The sequence below is a fragment of the Ruegeria sp. CG4 genome, assembly GCF_056537185.1.
This window is the reverse complement of sequence record NZ_JBQFRB010000009.1, coordinates 115,007-132,961: the sequence shown is the minus strand read 5'-3', so window position 1 is coordinate 132,961 and position 17,955 is coordinate 115,007. Positions and strand designations below refer to the sequence as shown.

The 17,955-nt window shown below is 58.0% G+C and carries 16 protein-coding genes; 8 read left to right on the top strand and 8 right to left on the bottom strand.

What is annotated here, in order from left to right; all coding sequences use genetic code 11:
• Nucleotides 1–149 precede the first annotated feature (149 nt).
• The 3 genes from ACR0J2_RS19805 to ACR0J2_RS19795 are packed head-to-tail and all read left to right on the top strand — an operon-like array spanning nucleotide 150 to nucleotide 4,273.
• A complete protein-coding gene (locus ACR0J2_RS19805; protein WP_480813579.1) occupies nucleotides 150–1,730 on the top strand; it encodes an FMN-binding glutamate synthase family protein in 1,581 nt (526 codons plus the stop codon).
• Nucleotides 1,731–1,790: 60 nt separating this feature from the next.
• On the top strand, nucleotides 1,791–2,330 hold the full coding sequence (locus ACR0J2_RS19800) for an RNA polymerase sigma factor (RefSeq protein WP_170611360.1): 540 nt from the start codon (nucleotides 1,791–1,793) through the stop codon (nucleotides 2,328–2,330).
• Nucleotides 2,327–4,273 carry a vWA domain-containing protein gene (locus ACR0J2_RS19795; protein ID WP_480813578.1) on the top strand — a complete coding sequence of 649 codons (1,947 nt, stop codon included), beginning with the start codon at nucleotides 2,327–2,329 and terminating at the stop codon, nucleotides 4,271–4,273. Before ACR0J2_RS19800 ends, ACR0J2_RS19795 begins: the two co-directional genes overlap by 4 nt.
• 14 nt (nucleotides 4,274–4,287) lie before the next feature.
• Here ACR0J2_RS19795 and ACR0J2_RS19790 read toward each other — a convergent pair whose 3' ends face one another.
• The 8 genes from ACR0J2_RS19790 to ACR0J2_RS19755 form a co-directional block, all read right to left on the bottom strand.
• Nucleotides 4,288–4,938, bottom strand: coding sequence for an ABC-type transport auxiliary lipoprotein family protein (locus ACR0J2_RS19790; protein WP_170611356.1), 651 nt, complete (start codon nucleotides 4,936–4,938; stop codon nucleotides 4,288–4,290).
• Nucleotides 4,935–6,251 (bottom strand): MlaD family protein, encoded by a 1,317-nt coding sequence (locus tag ACR0J2_RS19785; protein ID WP_480813577.1) that lies wholly within the window; start codon nucleotides 6,249–6,251, stop codon nucleotides 4,935–4,937. Before ACR0J2_RS19785 ends, ACR0J2_RS19790 begins: the two co-directional genes overlap by 4 nt.
• Before the next feature lie 5 nt (nucleotides 6,252–6,256).
• On the bottom strand, nucleotides 6,257–7,072 hold the full coding sequence (locus ACR0J2_RS19780; RefSeq protein WP_170611352.1) for an ATP-binding cassette domain-containing protein: 816 nt from the start codon (nucleotides 7,070–7,072) through the stop codon (nucleotides 6,257–6,259).
• A gap of 1 nt (nucleotide 7,073) precedes the next feature.
• Nucleotides 7,074–8,198: an ABC transporter permease gene (locus ACR0J2_RS19775; RefSeq protein WP_480813576.1), complete on the bottom strand. Its 1,125-nt coding sequence runs from the start codon at nucleotides 8,196–8,198 to the stop codon at nucleotides 7,074–7,076.
• 204 nt (nucleotides 8,199–8,402) lie between these two features.
• Nucleotides 8,403–8,858 carry a YaiI/YqxD family protein gene (locus tag ACR0J2_RS19770; protein WP_480523353.1) on the bottom strand — a complete coding sequence of 152 codons (456 nt, stop codon included), beginning with the start codon at nucleotides 8,856–8,858 and terminating at the stop codon, nucleotides 8,403–8,405.
• Nucleotides 8,855–10,312 carry a Si-specific NAD(P)(+) transhydrogenase gene (gene sthA, locus ACR0J2_RS19765; RefSeq protein WP_170681244.1) on the bottom strand — a complete coding sequence of 486 codons (1,458 nt, stop codon included), beginning with the start codon at nucleotides 10,310–10,312 and terminating at the stop codon, nucleotides 8,855–8,857. The genes ACR0J2_RS19770 and sthA overlap by 4 nt, the downstream gene beginning before the upstream one ends.
• A gap of 3 nt (nucleotides 10,313–10,315) precedes the next feature.
• Nucleotides 10,316–11,149, bottom strand: coding sequence for an S-formylglutathione hydrolase (fghA, locus tag ACR0J2_RS19760; protein WP_480813575.1), 834 nt, complete (start codon nucleotides 11,147–11,149; stop codon nucleotides 10,316–10,318).
• Nucleotides 11,150–11,252: 103 nt separating this feature from the next.
• Nucleotides 11,253–12,182, bottom strand: a complete 930-nt coding sequence (locus tag ACR0J2_RS19755) for an AEC family transporter (protein ID WP_480813574.1) — start codon at nucleotides 12,180–12,182, stop codon at nucleotides 11,253–11,255.
• Nucleotides 12,183–12,388: 206 nt separating this feature from the next.
• On the opposite strand from ACR0J2_RS19755, the gene ACR0J2_RS19750 reads away from it, so the two are divergent.
• The 5 genes from ACR0J2_RS19750 to ACR0J2_RS19730 all read left to right on the top strand — a co-directional run bounded on the left by ACR0J2_RS19750 (nucleotide 12,389) and on the right by ACR0J2_RS19730 (nucleotide 17,951).
• Nucleotides 12,389–13,006 (top strand): TetR/AcrR family transcriptional regulator, encoded by a 618-nt coding sequence (locus ACR0J2_RS19750; RefSeq protein ID WP_170611340.1) that lies wholly within the window; start codon nucleotides 12,389–12,391, stop codon nucleotides 13,004–13,006.
• Nucleotides 13,007–13,293: 287 nt separating this feature from the next.
• Nucleotides 13,294–14,877, top strand: a complete 1,584-nt coding sequence (locus ACR0J2_RS19745; protein ID WP_480813573.1) for an ABC transporter substrate-binding protein — start codon at nucleotides 13,294–13,296, stop codon at nucleotides 14,875–14,877.
• 70 nt (nucleotides 14,878–14,947) lie between these two features.
• Entirely contained in the window at nucleotides 14,948–16,042 is a 1,095-nt protein-coding gene (locus ACR0J2_RS19740; RefSeq protein ID WP_480813572.1) for a M24 family metallopeptidase, read from the top strand.
• On the top strand, nucleotides 16,042–17,049 hold the full coding sequence (locus ACR0J2_RS19735) for an ABC transporter permease subunit (RefSeq protein ID WP_480813571.1): 1,008 nt from the start codon (nucleotides 16,042–16,044) through the stop codon (nucleotides 17,047–17,049). Before ACR0J2_RS19740 ends, ACR0J2_RS19735 begins: the two co-directional genes overlap by 1 nt.
• Nucleotides 17,049–17,951 carry an ABC transporter permease subunit gene (locus tag ACR0J2_RS19730; protein WP_170807558.1) on the top strand — a complete coding sequence of 301 codons (903 nt, stop codon included), beginning with the start codon at nucleotides 17,049–17,051 and terminating at the stop codon, nucleotides 17,949–17,951. Before ACR0J2_RS19735 ends, ACR0J2_RS19730 begins: the two co-directional genes overlap by 1 nt.
• Nucleotides 17,952–17,955 lie beyond the last annotated feature (4 nt).

Here is a 17,955-nt window from a genome sequence, read left to right as displayed (position 1 = left end):
GTGGGATCAACCAAAGTCGGGACCCATCGCAGATCATCACATTTTCGTCTGATCAGGATGCAGGACATACAAGGGCTTGCAATCCATAACCAAAAAGCCTCTCGTTAAGCCAAGAAAACCCCGGCCAGCCAAGCGCAAGGAGACCGAAAATGATCGTTCGCAGGCTTTTTTTCGCACTCAGTTTCGTCGTTTTGCCGTTGACCCTGCTGCTGGGATTTTTCTGGTCTCCAATCCATTGGCTGCTGGTCCTGCTGGTGCCCTATGCCGTGGTTGGGGCATATGACTTGATGACAACCCGGCACAATGTGCTGAACAACTATCCGGTCCTTGGGCACTTCCGCTATATGCTGGAATTCGTAAGCCCGGAAATCCGCCAGTATTTCGTGGAAACCAATGAAAGCGGTCGACCTTACAACCGGATCGTCCGGTCGTTGGTCTATTCCCGCGCCAAGGGTCAGGTGGATACGCAGGCCTTCGGGACACAATACGATATCCTCACTGTTGGCTACACTCGCGCGGCGCATTCACTGGCACCCAAACACGTGCCCGAAAGCGAGGAGAGGGTGACGCTGGGCGGGCCGCAATGCGACCAACCCTACAGCGCGTCCCGACTGAATGTTTCTGCCATGAGCTTTGGGGCCCTCAGCGCCAACGCGATCCGGGCGCTGAACGGCGGAGCCAGGGATGGTGGGTTTGCGCATAACACCGGCGAAGGCGGGCTGTCGCCGCACCATCTGGCCGAAGGTGGGGATATCATCTGGCAGATCGGGACCGGTTATTTCGGATGCCGCACCCCGGAGGGTGGTTTTGACAAGGATCTCTTTGCCGAAAAAGCAAAAAAAGAGGTGGTCAAGGCCATAGAAATCAAGCTGTCACAGGGGGCAAAGCCTTCGCATGGTGGCGTTCTGCCCGCGGCCAAGGTTGACGAAGAGATTGCCGAAATTCGTGGTGTGCCGGTGCACCAGGATGTCATCTCACCCCCCACGCATTCTGCGTTTGAAGGCCCGACGGGTCTGATGCATTTCGTTCAGCAACTGCGGGAAATGTCGGGCGGCAAACCGGTGGGATTCAAGCTGTGCATCGGCAAACCATCCGAATTCATGGCGATCTGCAAGGCCATGCTGGAGACCGGTATTCTGCCCGATTTCATTACCGTTGACGGTGCGGAGGGTGGCACCGGGGCGGCCCCGGTCGAGTTTACCAACCGGTTGGGCATGCCTCTGAATGAGGCTCTGATCTTTGTGAACAACTGCCTGCGCGGCGTAGGTTTGCGCGACCAGATACGCGTCATCTGCTCGGGCAAGGTAGCGACTGGTTATGACATGATCGAGAAATTTGCGTTGGGGGCGGACATGTGTAACGCGGCGCGGGCCATGATGTTCGCGGTGGGCTGTATCCAGGCCTTGCACTGCAACACCAACCGCTGTCCTTCGGGCGTGGCGACACAGGATCCGGTCCGGGGTCGGGCCGTGAACGTCCCGCAGAAGCGTCAGCGCGTTCACCGGTATCACGACGCCACGTTGGAAAGCTTTCGCGAATTGCTTGGCGCGATGGGTAAAGAAAAGGTTGCCGACCTGCGTCCTTCGGATATTCACCGCCGCACGGCGGATGAGTGCGAGCGGACATATGCAGAGCTTTATTCGTTCATCGACGACGGTGCTCTGCTGACTGAAGCGATACCCCAGATGTTTGCAGAAGACTGGAAAACAGCCTCGGCCGCTCATTTTTGATTCTTTTTCGGAACGCGCCAAGGATTGACGCTTGGTATCCGTCTTATCAACGTGATGCGGATGACGACGTCTGACGAAAACCTGGCAAAGGCGGCAGCCAAAGGCGACGCGAACGCATTCGCCACCTTGTTGGCGCGCCACTATGATCTTGTCTTCCGATTGGCATTTCGGCTGACCGGTCACGCGGACAGGGCCGAGGATCTGACGCAGGATATCTGTGCCGCTTTGCCGGCCAAGATCAAGGGGTTTCGGGCACAGGCAAAGTTCACCACGTGGCTGTACCGCGTTGTGGTCAATGCGGCAGAAGATGCGCGACGACGCCGGGCAAGCCATGAAAAAGCTGCGGCAGGGTGGGGCGATGTCGAACAGATGCGCCGCGCGGAGGCGGCAGAAACCACAGAAGCCATGGATTGGCTGCAACGGGCTATGCGGTCGCTGCCGCAGGAGCTGCAGGACACACTGGCACTGACGCTTGAGGATGAAATGACCCACGCCGAGGCGGCTCAGGTCCTGGGTGTCTCGGAAGGGACGATATCCTGGCGGATGTCGGATGTCCGCAAACGCCTGAAGGCAATGCGGCAAGAGGAGTTGGCGCAATGACCGACGATCTGGATGATCTCAAGGCGCTGATGGATGCGGCAACCCCCGCACCGGATGCCCGGCGCCGGGCTGAAAACCTGGCCACGGCGCAAAAAAATTTCTCCCGCGCCCAAGGATCGGGCAACGGGGCGCGTCCCACTGTCAAGCGAGGCCTCTTGGCCCGCATGACTGAAGGAGCGAAATCGATGTTGAATGCCCTCTCCCACCGTGGCGTGTTGACCGCGACCACTGCGATAGCTGCCGTTGCCCTAATCCTGATCGTGCCGCAGGTGCAGGACATCGTGGTCAATCCGTTGTCCCGCGGCGAAAGTGACGTGTCATCTCCGCAATTGAGTAAAGAGCCGGAAGCGGATATTGCCCATGCTGTGCCCCAGCCCCTGCTGGAGGAGCCGATTGCCGATGTTCCTGCAGCAGAGGCCATCGTGCCGTCTGCAAAACCCGAGAGGGGCATGGCTGAGGCGCTCGTTGGCGGTGTCGTCCTGGGATATGCGACCGGCGCGTCCGAACATTCTGCGAAACGCATGCTTGCACCGGTTGCCGAACCAGACCAAAACACAGAAACCTTTTCCAACAGCGAAACCAACCCGTTGAAGATCACCACTGACGATCCGGTCTCTACGTTCTCAATTGATGTGGATACGGCGTCCTATGGCATCGTCCGATCCTCTCTGATGAACGGTCGGCTGCCGTCCAAAGATGCGGTGCGGGTCGAAGAGATGGTGAACTATTTCCCCTACACCTATCCCGCTCCCGAAGGGGATGCGCCTTTCCGGCCGACGATCACGGTGACACCGACGCCCTGGAACGAGGGTACTCAGCTTGTGCATATCGGTATTCAGGGCGCGTTGCCGCAGATTGAAGATCGGCCGCCGCTGAACCTTGTTTTTCTGATCGATACGTCGGGGTCCATGCAGCAGCCGAACAAGTTGCCACTGCTCAAGCAATCCTTCCGCCTGTTGTTGTCCGAGCTTCGTCCCGAAGATCAGGTCTCGATCGTAACATATGCCGGCAGTGCGGGTCAGGTTCTGGAGCCGACCGCAGCGGCGGATCGGACCAAGATCATGAACGCCCTTGATCAGTTGCAGGCGGGTGGATCGACGGCCGGTCAGGCGGGGTTGCAGCAGGCTTATCAGGTTGCCGAGGCCATGGCAGATGACGGGGACGTCACGCGCGTGATCCTGGCGACGGACGGTGATTTTAATGTGGGTCTGTCCGACCCGGACGCGCTGAAGGATTTCATTGCCCGCAAACGGGACAGCGGAGCCTATCTGAGCGTGCTTGGTTTTGGCCGGGGTAATCTGGATGACGCGACCATGCAGGCGCTGGCGCAATATGGAAACGGCCAGGCGGCCTATATCGATACGCTGGGCGAGGCGCGTAAAGTTCTGGTCGATCAACTGACCGGGGCGCTGTTCCCCATTGCCAATGACGTCAAGATACAGGTCGAGTTCAATCCTGCACAAATCGCTGAATACCGTCTGATCGGCTATGAAACCCGTGCCCTGCGGCGCGAGGACTTTTCAAACGATAAGGTGGACGCCGGAGATATCGGTGCGGGCCATAGCGTGACCGCCATCTACGAGGTGACGCCCACAGGCTCGGACGCCATTCGAAACGGACCGCTGCGCTATGCAAATGAAACCGCGCCGGACGGCTTGGATGAGATCGGGTTCTTCAAGTTGCGTTACAAGGTCCCCGGTGCCAGCCAAAGCCAGATGATCGAGCAACCTATCCTGCCGGGGCAGGGGGTGCCGACCGATGATGCACGCTTTTCAACTGCGATTGCCGGGTTTGGCCAGTTGTTGCGCGGCGGTGAATATTTGGGCACCTGGTCCTACGACGACGCCATTTCACTGGCAAATGCAGCCAAAGGCGATGACCCGTTCGGCTACCGTGCGGAAGCCGTGACGCTGATGCGGCTGTCCGAGTCGCTGTCCGAGTAGTCTTTGGTGCAGGATCAGAATGCGCGGGGGTTGCTGGCCGCGTGATTGTTGATCCTGCGGACACTCCATTCCACGGCGTCGCGCATGGTTTTTCCCAGTGCGACGTCAAAAGCCTCGACCAGATCTGGCGTCTGGTCGCTGGCTGAGACGACAAATTCCTGGAACGAGTTCGAAGCGATGATCTTGTCGTCGAAATCATCGATGATCTTGATGTTCATCCGCACTTCGACACGCACGGTTTTGGTGTTTTCGGTATCGGCGACCACGATCCCCTGAAACTCGCGCAGATCAGGCACAATCACATAATCAGCGCGCAGACCGACTGTGGACCGACCCACTGCGGCTACCTTGTTGCTGTTTTCAAAGCTCTCCACCAAAAGGGCCTGAACGATCAACGGCGCACGGTCGACCCATCTGGCACGTGGAAGGTATTGGACCTGCAACGGGTTAGGCTGCACCGCAATCTGGTCGGTGTTGACGGCCGCCGTTGCCGTTGGCTCCTCGACGACGATCTGCTTGCTGATGCGCGGCAGCGATGACGAAAACGTGCTTTTGGGCGTCAGCAGATATAGATCGTTCGGCTTCGACGCCTGTTTCAGCGTGCCCAACCCCGTGCAACCGCCAAGCGCCCCGATCATCAGAGCCAGAGAGAGGCGTTTAATCATTGGCGAAACTCCGAAGCTTGTGTGCCCAGCAGGAAGCGCGCCGGGTCACGCTCGACCTTGTCGACCAGGCGATCCAGACTGATGACCAGACGCTGGGATTCCTCGATGAAGCGGACGAATTGCGGCAATCCGACCCGCAGGAAATCCGAGACCTGCCGGCGGTTGTCCTGCACGATGCCATCGATCGTTTCCAGCAATTCGGATGCGGATTTCGAGGCATTGAGAATGTCGTCAGATATCTTGTCGATCCGCTCCGTGACATTTGAAACCGTCTCCGCCACCTGATTGGCTGCGTTCCGAATGTCTTCCACGACGACCGAAACATCTTCGTCCATGACACGGTTGGCTGAATCAAAAGCACGCTGGGCCGAAGCGAGCGCCCCATTGGCCGTGTCCATTGTCGATGAGATCGTGGCCAAGGTCGAATTTGCGTTCAGCACCGTTTCCGAAATTACGCCCAGTGCCACGCTGCCCTCGTCAGACAGGCCGATCAGACGTTCGGCCAGTTGTGAGCCACGATCCAGGAACGGCTTGATGTCCTGCTTCAACACCTGATCGGCCGTGGCCAGAGTTGTCTTGGCCTCATCCAATGCGCCGACAGCTGAATCTGAGGCGGTTTTTATGCTTTGCAGCGTGTCCGTGCCCGCCTTCAGGGTGGTGTCCGCGGTGTCTGCCAACTGGTCCAGCCGATCGGTAAACGCGCCGATGTTCTTTGCGGCTCCGCTGATGTCTTTTGAAAGGCTTTCGAAATCCGACAAAGTGTTATCCAGCCGCCCGGACGCTGACGCCAGATTGTTCAGAATATCCGAGACTGCCTTGCGGTTTTTTTCGTCCACCACGGCGCTCAGGTCTTCCAAAAGCACGATCGCCTGATCCAGAACCTTCGGGGCTCCTTCGAACAGTGACTGTATCGTGCTGCGCTTGCTTTTGATGACGCTGTTTTCCGGCAGCCGCTGCGCATTGACCGATCCCCCGGTCAGTTCGACATAGCCAACTCCCGTGACGCCAAGCGACTGAAGCTGGGCGACGGTTTCCGATGTTACGGGAATGTCGGCGTCCACCTCGAGCTTAACGCGGACTTTTGAGGGGTCACCCTCATCCAGCCTGAGCGAAACCACCTGACCAACGGGCAGACCATTGAAACTGACGCCGCCAGCTGCTGACAGACCTGACACGTTTTCGAACAGAACGTCGTAATAGGCGTATTGGCGATTGACCTCGAACTTGGCCAGCCACAGGAAAAACCCAAACACGCCCAAGATGCCCGCCAGGGTAAACGCGCCGATCAGGATATAGTTCGCCCGAGTTTCCATCGCCTCTACCTGTCCTGCCCCTTCTGTTGCGCTGCGCGCGCGCGGGGGCCTGTGAAATACTCCTGCACCCAAGGATGATCTACTTTGACCATATCCTCAATCGGACCTTCAACCAGCACGCGTTTTTCTGCAAGCACGGCAATGCGGTCGCAAATCGCATAAAGGCTGTCCAGATCATGCGTTACCATGAAGACCGTCAGCCCAAGCGCCTGCTGCAATTCACCGATCAGATCGTCATAGGCAGCAGCCCCGATCGGGTCCAGCCCGGCGGTCGGCTCATCCAGAAACACGATCTCGGGGTCCAGTGCCAGAGCCCGTGCCAAGGCCGCGCGTTTGCGCATACCACCTGATAACTCGGACGGAAACTTGCCGCAGCTCAGTTGTGGCAATCCGACAAGACTTATCTTCAGGCTTCCCAATGCCTCCATCAGCTTTTCGCTGATCCCGGTGTGTTCACGCAGCGGGGCCATGACATTCTGCAGCACGCTGAGCGACGAAAACAAAGCCCCATCCTGAAAGGCCACCCCCCAGCGTTTTTCGATCCGCTGACGTTCTTCATCGGGCGCGTTCAGTACATCGACACCCAGAACCTCGATACTACCAGCGGCGGGTCTGTTCAGCCCCACAATGGTTCGCAACAGCACCGATTTCCCGGTGCCCGAACCCCCGACAATGCCCAGTACCTCACCGCGCCAGACATCAAGATCCAGGCCGTCATGCACAACCTGCGGTCCGAACTGGTTTCTCAATCCGCGCACTCGGATTACCGCTTCGCGCTGGGTATTCGTCTGTTGGGATTTCTGAGGGGCCGTACCGTCCATGTCAGACCCCGATCTCGGAGAAGAAGATCGAAAACAGGGCGTCGATGGCGATCACCAAGAAAATGGACTGCACGACGGACGCGGTCGTTCGCTGGCCCACGCTTTGGGCTGATCCTTTCACCTGCATTGCCTGCCAGCAGGAAATGATGCCGATCACAAAGGCGAAAAACGGGGCCTTGATCAGTCCGACCGCCAGTTGCCAGACACCTGTATTTTCCTTCAGGCGCGTCAGAAACATTCCCGGGCTAACACCAAGGTCGATCCAGCTCATCAATGCGCCGCCGATCAGGCCGGCCATGTCGGCGACGAAGCCGAGGATCGGCAACATGATCAACAGCGCCAGCACACGCGGTACCACCAGTACCTCAATCGGATCCAGGCCCAACGTGCGCATGGCGTCGATTTCTTCCTGTACCTTCATTGACCCGATAGACGCGGTAAAGGCCGAGCCGGACCGACCCGCAACGATGATGGCCGTCAGCAGGATGCCCAGTTCCCGCAGAACCGAGATCGAGATCAGTTCGACCACAAAAATTTCGGCGCCGAACTGTTTGAGCTGCGTCGCCCCCTGAAACGCCAGAACCACGCCGATCAGGAAACCCATCAATCCAACAATTGGCAGGGCTTTGAAGCCGGTCTCCTCCATATGGGTGACCAACGCCGCGCGGCGCAGCCGCCATGGTTTCACCAGTGTCCGGGTCAGGCGGTGCAAAGTCAGCCCCGTGAATTCCAGAATCGACAGGGCATCTTTTCCTGCGCCAACGGTTTTCTCGCCCAGATGACCGACCCAGTCGACAAAGCTGCGGCGCCCCTCCACCGTGCTGGACTTTTCCGGCATGTTTCGGGATACGGTATCGATCAGCGCGGAATGAGCGGGAGAAGCGCCCAAAAACTGCGTTTCAGCCCCCGCAGCCTTGTATCGGCGCGCGAGATCGGCCACCAGCCATGCGCCGCCGGTATCCAGAGAGTCAACGGCTGACAGGTCCAAGGTCACGTCTTTGCCTGACGTTGGCATCGCGGCAAAGGCGCGCTCGATGTGTTCCAACGACTGAGTCACCAGATCACCGGCCACTGATATGCGCAGGCCGTCGCCGTTTTGCTCTGATGTGATCGTTGGCAGAGTCATGGGCGTATGTGATTGTAATTGCGCGGTCGCTGCAACGGCAATGTGCAGGGTCTTCCGGTTTTCGCGCGGCGCAATTGCGTCAGAGTGACAGTTTGGGAATCCATTGTGTCACGCAGCCGGTCCGCCCAAATCCAGCACGTCGTGCCGCCCGACATCATAGAGAAAAGCGCGTCTGCAACGTGGCCGCACCACCCAGCAAGGGCGCTAACTCCTGAGTGCTGCACGCAACTCACGTTCCAGCGCGTCCAGAAACCGCGACCGGTCCGCTTTTCCAAACGGTTTTCCGCCGCCTCCCGAACCCAGGGGATTGGCGGCCCGCAGATCCGCCATCAGGTCCCGCATGGCAAGTTGCTGTCCGATATTGGCGGCAGTGAACGCTTCGCCATTCGGTCGCAGAACCCGTGCGCCTGCTTCAACGCATTTCGCAGCCAAAGGAATGTCTGAAGTGATCACCACATCCCCCGGCCCGCACCGTTCGGCGATCCACTTGTCTGCCTCGTCGGCCCCTTCGGCGACGATGACGATCTGCACCAAGGGGTTCGCCGATGGACGAAGTCCGCCGTTCGACACCAGCGCCATGGGCACCTTGTGCCGCGTGGCCACTCGTTCAGCCTCAGCCTTTACGGGGCAGGCATCGCCATCGACGTAAAGGGTCGTCACGCCTTCGTTGCCTCTTTCTTGGAGGGTTCAGTAGATTTCTTACGGACCTTGAACTCTTCGGGGATGGGCATCCGGTTGAACGCGTCCAGACCGGCGATCTTGTAGGCCTCGGCCAGCGTCGGATAGTTGAACGTGTTCTGAACAAAGTAGTCCACCGTGCCTTTCAGGTTCAGCACCGCCTGTGCGATGTGGATCAGTTCGGTCGCACCTTCGCCGACGATCTGAACCCCCAGAACCCGGCGGGTTTTCAACGAGAACAGCATTTTCAACATGCCATGCTCGAGCCCCATGATATGCCCGCGCGAAGTCTCTCGGAATCGGGCCACGCCGACTTCGTAGGGAATACCGCGTTCCTGCAACTCTTCCTCGGACATGCCGCAGGTGGAAATCTCGGGAACAGAATAGATGCCGTAAGGATACCAGGGGCTTTCCGGCAGTGTGGGCGTCTCGAGTGCGTGACAGGCGGCGACGCGGCCCTGTTGCAACGAGGTCGAGGCCAGCGACGGATGCCCGATCACATCGCCGGTGGCATAGATATGAGGCACAGCGGTCTGATAGGTTTTCCGATCCACTTCAATCCGGTTGCGATGGTCGGTTGCCAGCCCGACTGCGTCCAGATTAAGGGCCGAGGTCGCGCCCATGCGACCGGCGGCAAACAGCAGCATCTCGGCCCGGACGTGGCGTCCATTGTCCAGCGTGATCTCGACATGCCCGCCGGCATCCTCGATCTTTTCGACCGCCGAACCAAGGCGAAGATCGACACCGTTTTCGCGAATCTGATGGGTGAAGTCGTGAATCAGGCGCTTGTCGATAAAGTCGAGGAACGTCTCGCGCGGTTCGATCAGCGTGACACGCACGTCCAGAGCCGAAAACATGGTGGCGTATTCCACACCGATCACCCCGGCGCCGATCACGCAGAGTGAACGTGGAATTTCGGCCATCTCCAGAAACTCGTCGCCATCGACAACCGTTCTGCCGTTGAAGGGAACGTAATCGGGGCGATATGTTTTGGTGCCTGTGGCAATCAGAAATTTTGCGGCGGTCAGTCGCGTTGTTTCACCCGCGTCGGTCGCAACTTCAAGCTCGTGCGGGCCGATGAATTTCGCCAGACCGTTGAGGGTCTCCACGTGGTTGCGATTGAACTGGTGCTCCAGCACATCGACCTCGTGGTCCAGCGTCATGTGCAGCCGCGCCTTCAGATCCTCGGCGCGGATCTGGTCCTTGACCCGGTAGGAGCGCCCGTAAAAGCTGCGCTCGCGCCAGCCGGACAGGTTCAGAACAGTTTCGCGCAAGGTCTTTGACGGGATTGTTCCAGTGTGAACGGAAACACCTCCCAACCGGTCCTTGCGGTCGATCACCAGAACACGGCGTTGCAATTTGCCCGCCTGAATTGCCGCAGCACGACCCGAAGGGCCGGACCCGATGATGATCAGGTCATAGTCAAACTTGCTCATTCCTCAGTCTCCGTACAGGGCCTCGGCATGGAAGGTGATGTGGTCTTCCATGAATGTGGACACGAAGAAATACGAATGATCATAACCAGGCTGCAGGCGGCAAATCGCCTGTTGACGGCGCTCGGCGATGGCCTGCGCCAGCGTTTCCGGGCGTAGAAGATCGATGAACTGATCATCGGTTCCGGTATCGATCAGGATTGGGCCGTCAAAGCCCTTTTCCTTCATCAGCAAGGACGCATCATGTTTGGCCCAAACCGCTTCATCATCGCCCAGATAAGCGCCAAGCTGCTTGCGGCCCCAATCTGCGCCAGTCGGGTTGGAGATCGGTGCAAAAGCCGAAACCGACCGGAACCGGCCGGGCAGATTCATCGCCAGCGTCAACGCGCCATGCCCGCCCATAGAGTGTCCGGTGATGGCTTGCCGATCGCTGTCGACGGCGAAGGTTTCAGCCAGCAGGGTGGGTAGTTCCTCGGCAACGTAGTCCCACATGTTGAAATGCGGTGCCCATGGGGTCTGGGTTGCGTTTACGTAGAAACCCGCGCCTTGGCCCAGATCATAGTCTTCATGATCTGCGATGCCTTCGCCCCGGGGTGATGTGTCAGGAAATACCAAGGCAATGCCCTGTTCCGCGGCCCAGGCCTGCGCGCCGGCCTTGGTCATGGCGTTTTCGTGGGTGCAGGTCAGGCCAGACAGATACCACAGGACAGGAACCGGGCCGTCCTTGGCCTCGGCCGGCAAAAACAGCCCAAAGGTCATGTCACATTTGCACGCGGCTGAGGCATGGCGATAAACGCCCTGTACGCCGCCGAAACAGCCATTCTCGGAAAGGGTTTCCATCTGGTATTGTCCTCGTATTGGGTTCGACCCATGGCTAACGGTCACAGGCCCTGCCGTAAAGTGCAGGTGCCTTCGGCGAGAGTATTTTTCGAAAAGGTGAAGATCAGAGAGTGCCCACCCAGGCAATGACAAGCGGTATCGTCAGGATGCTGGTAATCGTCGACAACAAAATCGCGGCCGAAGCCCGATGCGGTGCGACCCCATAATGGGCTGCCAGCATATACACGTTGCCTGCAACAGGAAGGGCGGCAGCGGCGATTGCAACCGAAGCGGGGAAGGCGGCGACAGGGATCAGCCAGATCAGGGCAATGGCCACGCAGATCGGATGCGCAATCAGTTTGCAAAAGCTCAGCCAGGCGGCGATTTGCACGCGTTCAGCCGATTTGCCCGCCAAAGATGCGCCGATGGCAAACAATGCACCCGGTGTCGCCGCACCTCCGAGGATTGTCAGGAAGTCATTCAACGGCGCAGGCACGGGGACCTGCAGGGCTGACCATATCAAACCGGCAGAGATTGACACGATCATCGGGTTTTTCAGAAGACCCATGCTGATCAATCGAAGGGTTGCGGGTTTCAGCGCACCGTCCCGTCCGCCATTGATCAGGATTACGATCAGCGACGAAAACACCACAAGGTCGACCGTCAGGACCAGCATGACAGGGCCGATCGCGGCCTGCCCGAACAGCATCGCCAGCATAGGCAAACCCAGAAAGCCCACATTTCCAATGGCTGCACATTGCGCCTCGACCGCGGCGGTCGGAATATCCAGACCACGCAGCCACGCCACAAATGTGGCCAGCAGGTAAACGGTGACAGTGCCGATCAGATATCCCAGTACCAGCCGTCCGTTGAAAATCTCGGCAAAGGGCAATGTGGCCGCAAATCGGAACAACATGGCCGACAGCGCGAAGTAGAAAACGAACTTGGTTAGATATGCGGTCGCTTCCTCGGAAAAAAACCGACTGCGCCCGGCCCAGTATCCCAGGCCGATGATCGCGAAGAAGGGCAGCGTGCGCAGGAAAATATCGACCATGGGCAGACTGGTAGCACGGATTTTCCGCGTCGCAAGCCTTCGGCATATAAAGATCGGATTTTCGGAAGGGCTTGTTGTTCTTTTGGCGGGGAAATGGCACTCGGTTCGTTGCAATTGCCGGTTTGAACCGCTTGGAAATACGAGAATCGTTGTATCTGAACTGAACGGTTTATAAATTCAGGTCAGGCACCACCTCAGGAGAAGACATGACCCAAGCCGCCACAATTCTGCGCACAGGCCGGAAATTCGATCAGGTTCTGCGCGGCGCCCGAGAGGTTTTTTTGGCGGATGGGTTCGAGGGTGCAAGTGTCGACGACATAGCTCGGGTGGCCGGGGTGTCGAAGGCGACTTTGTACAGCTACTTTCCGGACAAAAGGCTGCTGTTCATGGAGGTCGCCCAAACCGAATGTACCCGCATGGCTGATCGTGTGGTTGCGATGGTGGACGACAGCAAACCGGCAAGGGAAGTGCTGACTATCGCAGCGACGCAGCTAACCGAATTTCTGGTTTCGGATATTGCCCAGCAAATGTTTCGGATCTGTGTTGCTGAACGTGACAGGTTCCCTGAGTTGGTTCGGGCGTTTTATGATGCGGGTCCCCGAAATGGTCAATGCCAGTTGGCGGAGTATCTTGAGAAGGCGGTGTCCAAGGGAGAATTGGCCATCGACGATGTCCTTATCGCCGCCGAACAATTTTCGGAGCTGTGTAAGGTGCGGATCTGGACCCGGGCGATTTTTGGTTTTCAGAAAAGCTTCACCCGGGCCGAGATCGATGAAGTCGCGCAGCAGGCCGTTGACATGTTCATGGCGCGCTACGGGGCCTGACTTACACACAGTTTCACAAAGATTCTGATGCCGACGCGGAGGTTTATTCCGCTATCTGTTTCACAGAGACTGCATTTGATGTCGCGCAAAGACATTGGACTCCTCGATAGGGATAACTGAAAGGCGTTTCCCGAAAACCAAGATTGCAGCAGCCCGCCAGTTGACAATGGATATTGTATTTTGGATACATTGCTGAGATAGATCGCATCGACCTGTGCTGTCACTGAATGCTCTGACGACAATGAGCCCTGCGATTGTCTTGAGAAGTCCATTTCTGGGAGAAAATCATGAAACTCAAATTGCTGGCCGCAACCACGGCGATTGCCCTGACGGGTGCCGTGGCGCAGGCAAACACTCTGGTCTATTGCTCTGAGGGATCACCTGAGGGGTTCGACCCGGCGCTGTTCACGGCCGGGACGACCTTTGATGCCTCTTCGCACCCGATCTATAACCGACTGCTCGAGTTTGAAACCGGCACGACGAATGTGATCCCCGGTCTGGCCGAAAGTGTCGAGGCCAGCGATGATGGTCTGGTCTATACATTCAAACTGCGTCAGGGCGTGAAATTCCATTCCAATGACGAGTTCACCCCGACCCGTGATTTCAACGCGGATGACGTGATTTTCTCGTTCATGCGCCAGAAAGACGAAAGCCACCCCTATAATCAGGTCTCGGGCGGCACCTGGGAGTATTTCCAGGGTATGGGTATGCCGGATCTGGTTGAGTCGGTGGAAAAGATCGACGACTACACGGTGAAATTTACACTCTCCAAGCCTGAAGCGCCGTTTGTGGCCAACATGGCGATGGATTTCGCCTCGATCCTGTCGGCGGAATATGCGGACGCGATGATGGCGGCCGGGACACCTGAAAAGCTGAACACAGCGCCCATCGGCACCGGACCGTTCTCGTTCGTGGCCTATCAGAAGGACGCGGTGATCCGTTATGCTCAGAATGCCGATTACTGGAAAGATCCGGCGCAGGTTGAAAACCTGATTTTCGCAATCACTCCGGACGCGTCGGTACGCTATCAGAAACTGAAAGCGGGCGAATGCCACGTGATGCCGTATCCGAACCCTGCCGATATTCAGGCGATGAAGGATGACGCCGACATCAACATGATGGAGCAGGAAGGTCTGAACGTTGGTTATCTGGCCTACAACACCACCATGGCGCCGTTCGACAATCCGAAGGTGCGCAAGGCGCTGAACATGGCGATCGACAAGCAGGCGATCATCGACGTGGTCTTCCAGGGCTCGGGCCAGGCGGCCAAGAACCCGATCCCGCCAACCATGTGGGGCTATAACGATGCCATCGAAGACGACGCCTATGACCCGGAAGCGGCCAAGGCGATGCTGGAAGCTGAAGGCGTGTCTGATCTGTCGATGAAGGTCTGGGCGATGCCTGTGCAGCGTCCCTACAACCCGAATGCACGTCGTATGGCCGAGCTGATCCAAGAAGACTTTTCCAAGGTCGGTGTGGACGTCGAAATCGTGTCCTACGAATGGGGCGAGTACCTGTCGCGCTCGAAAGAGCTGAACCGGGATGGCGCGGTTCTGCTGGGTTGGACAGGTGACAATGGCGATCCGGACAATTTCCTGGCCGTGCTGCTGGGCTGTGACGGTCGCGAAGCGTCCAACCGCGCACAATGGTGCCACGAGCCTTTCGAAGAACTGATCCAGAAAGCCAAGCAAAGCACTGATCAGGCCGAGCGTACCAAACTGTACGAAGACGCGCAGGTGGTCTTCAAGGATCAGGCGCCGTGGGCAACCATCGCACATTCGGTTGTCTACATGCCGATGAGCAACAAGGTGCAGGGTTACAAGGTGCACCCGCTGGGCGGCCACATCTTCTATGGTGTGAGCGTCGAATAAACCACCACTCACTTGTCAGAGCCGCCCGATTTGGCGGCTCTGGCTTTCTTGCTATTGGAGACTGGCCGGAATGCCGGATTTGTCCGAATACAGCCAACTGGCACGCGATATGTCAGTTGATGCCGTGGCGCTGGTGCCCGGCCCGAATTTCACCCGCGCGCTGGGCAAGGCCTTCATGAGTCACGAACGCCCCTTTCTGGTTGTGATCCCCGCAAACGGTGAACCGGCGGCTATCGTACCCAACCTTGAACTTGGTTCGTGGGAACTGGTCGGATTTGATGGCGCTGTGTACGACTGGTTCGATCAGACCGGTTATGATGGTGCTTTCGCGGCGCTGGCCGATCACATGCCGCTGTCGTCCGTGGCGGTGGAGGGTCAGGTCATGCGGGTGTTTGTGTCCAAAGCGCTGACCCGCGCAATGCCGAACCTGAAGATCGTGGATGGCGAGCGTGAGATTTCAGGGTTGCGGATCGTCAAGACCGACGATGATATCGCGGCTTTGCAGGCGGCCATTGATGTTTCCGAACGCGCGTTGGAGCTGGTCATCGCGAATGTGCGCATAGGCCAGACCGAAAAGCAGGTTGAGCAGGCGCTGATACAGGCATTGTTCGCCGAAGGGGCAGAGTCGCTGGCATTCAACCCAATCGTGGCAGCCGGGGATAATTCGGCCCGTCCGCATGGCAAGGCGCGTGCGGATTACAAGATACAGTCAGGAGATGCGCTGCTGTTCGACTTCGGGGCCCGCAAGCGCGGCTTCGCAGCGGATATCACACGTACTTTTTTTGTGGGTGAGGTCTCGGACGAGGGCAGGACGGTTTATGACACTGTGCTGCGTGCAAATCTGAAGGGTTTCGAAATGTGCCGTCCAGGCGTGACCGCTCATGACATAGATGACGCGGTAATAGGCGTGCTTGAGGCTTCGCCATTTGCCGACCGTATCCGCACAAAGACAGGCCACGGGCTGGGTCGCGATGTGCACGAGGCCCCCTATATCATGCGCGGCAACGATCAGGTGATCCGTGCTGGCATGGTGTGGACCAATGAGCCGGGGCTTTATGAACTGGACAATTTCGGTGTGCGCATTGAAGATGACGTACTGGTGACGGATGACGGTTGCCGGTCATTGACCAGCTTTCCCAAGGATCTCAGAATCATAGGTCGCTGATGTTTGGCTATTTTCTCACCCGTCTGGGTATGTTCATCCCAACCTTTCTGGGTGTGACGCTGATTTCCTTCATGTTCATCCGGGTTCTTCCGGGCGATCCCATCATTGTCATGGCAGGTGAACGCGGCATGACCGAGGAACGCTATCAGGAAATGGTCGAGAAGCTGGGCTTCGACAAGCCGGTGCTGCAGCAGTACTGGGACTATCTAACCGGCGTTCTTCAAGGCGATCTGGGCGAAAGCTTTGTCACCAAAAAACCAGTCTGGGATGAGTTCTTTGCCCTGTTCCCCGCAACTCTGGAATTGTCGCTCTGCGCGATGGTATTTGCAGTTGTCCTTGGGCTGCCGGCGGGCGTTATTGCGGCGGTAAACCGGGGCAAGTTCTTTGACCGGGCACTGATGTCCTCGGCTCTGGTGGGTTATTCAATGCCCATCTTCTGGTGGGCGCTGCTGCTGATCATCGTTTTTTCAGGCAATCTGGGCTGGACACCGGTCTCGGGGCGGATTGATCTGCTGTATTACTTCCCAAGTGTCACGGGCTTCATGCTGATCGACAGTCTGTTGTCCGGTCAGTCGGGTGCGTTCGGATCGGCCGTGCGACACCTGATCCTGCCGACCATCGTTCTGGGTACGATCCCCCTGGCGGTGATTGCCCGGCAGACACGTTCCGCGATGCTGGAAGTTCTGGGCGAAGACTATATCCGAACGGCTCGTGCCAAGGGTCTGTCTCCGGCTCGGATCAACGGGTTGCACGCATTGCGCAACGCGCTGATTCCGGTGGTTACGGTGATCGGTCTGTCCGTCGGCACTTTGTTGGCCGGTGCGATCCTGACCGAGACGATCTTTAGCTGGCCGGGCATCGGCAAGTGGATGGTCGACAGCATTTTCCGCCGTGACTATCCGGTGGTGCAGGGCGGTCTGCTGATGATTGCGGTGATCGTGATGCTAGTGAACCTGCTGGTCGATGTCCTTTACGGCGTCATCAACCCCAAGATCCGGAGGCGGTGATGGCCGAGCTTTCCGCAACCCAACCCAAATCCGAAAGCCGCCCCAGCGCACTGCGTGAGTTCTGGTATTATTTTAGCGAAAACCGAGGCGCGGTCATCGGTTTGTGGGTCTTTGCCGTCTTTGTCTTTTGTGCAGCGTTCGCGCCCCTGTTGGCCCCCTATGACCCGACCGAGCAATTCCGCGAACACATCCTGCAACCTCCCTTCTGGCAAGAGGGCGGCAGCTGGGCTTTCCCGCTGGGTACAGATCCACTCGGCCGGGATATGCTGTCACGGTTGATCATGGGGTCACGTTATTCCTTCTTTGTGGGGATTGTCGTGGTCTGTGTCGCAGTGTCGGGCGGGGTGATGATCGGATTGCTGTCAGGGTTCGCACCGAAATGGGTGGACACTCTGATCATGCGGGTGATGGACATCATTCTGGCCTTCCCGTCATTGCTGTTGGCTCTGGTTCTGGTTGCCATCCTCGGGCCGTCACTGACCAATGCGATGATCGCTATCGCCATCGTATTCCAGCCGCATTACGTGCGTCTGACCCGGGCTTCGGTTTTGGCGGAACGCCAGAAAGACTATGTCACTTCCGCCCGGGTGGCCGGAGCGGGTAAAGCGCGGCTGATGTTCATCACGGTGCTGCCCAATTGCCTTGCGCCGATCATCGTGCAGGCGGCGCTATCGTTTTCAACGGCCATTCTGGATGCGGCCGCTCTTGGCTTTCTGGGCATGGGCGCACAGCCGCCAACACCGGAATGGGGCACCATGCTTGCCGAAGCGCGCGAATTCATTCTGCGCGCCTGGTGGGTGGTCACTTTTCCGGGTCTGGCCATCCTGATCACGGTACTTGCCATCAACCTGATGGGCGATGGTCTGCGCGACGCGCTGGACCCGAAACTGAAACGGAGCTGATCGC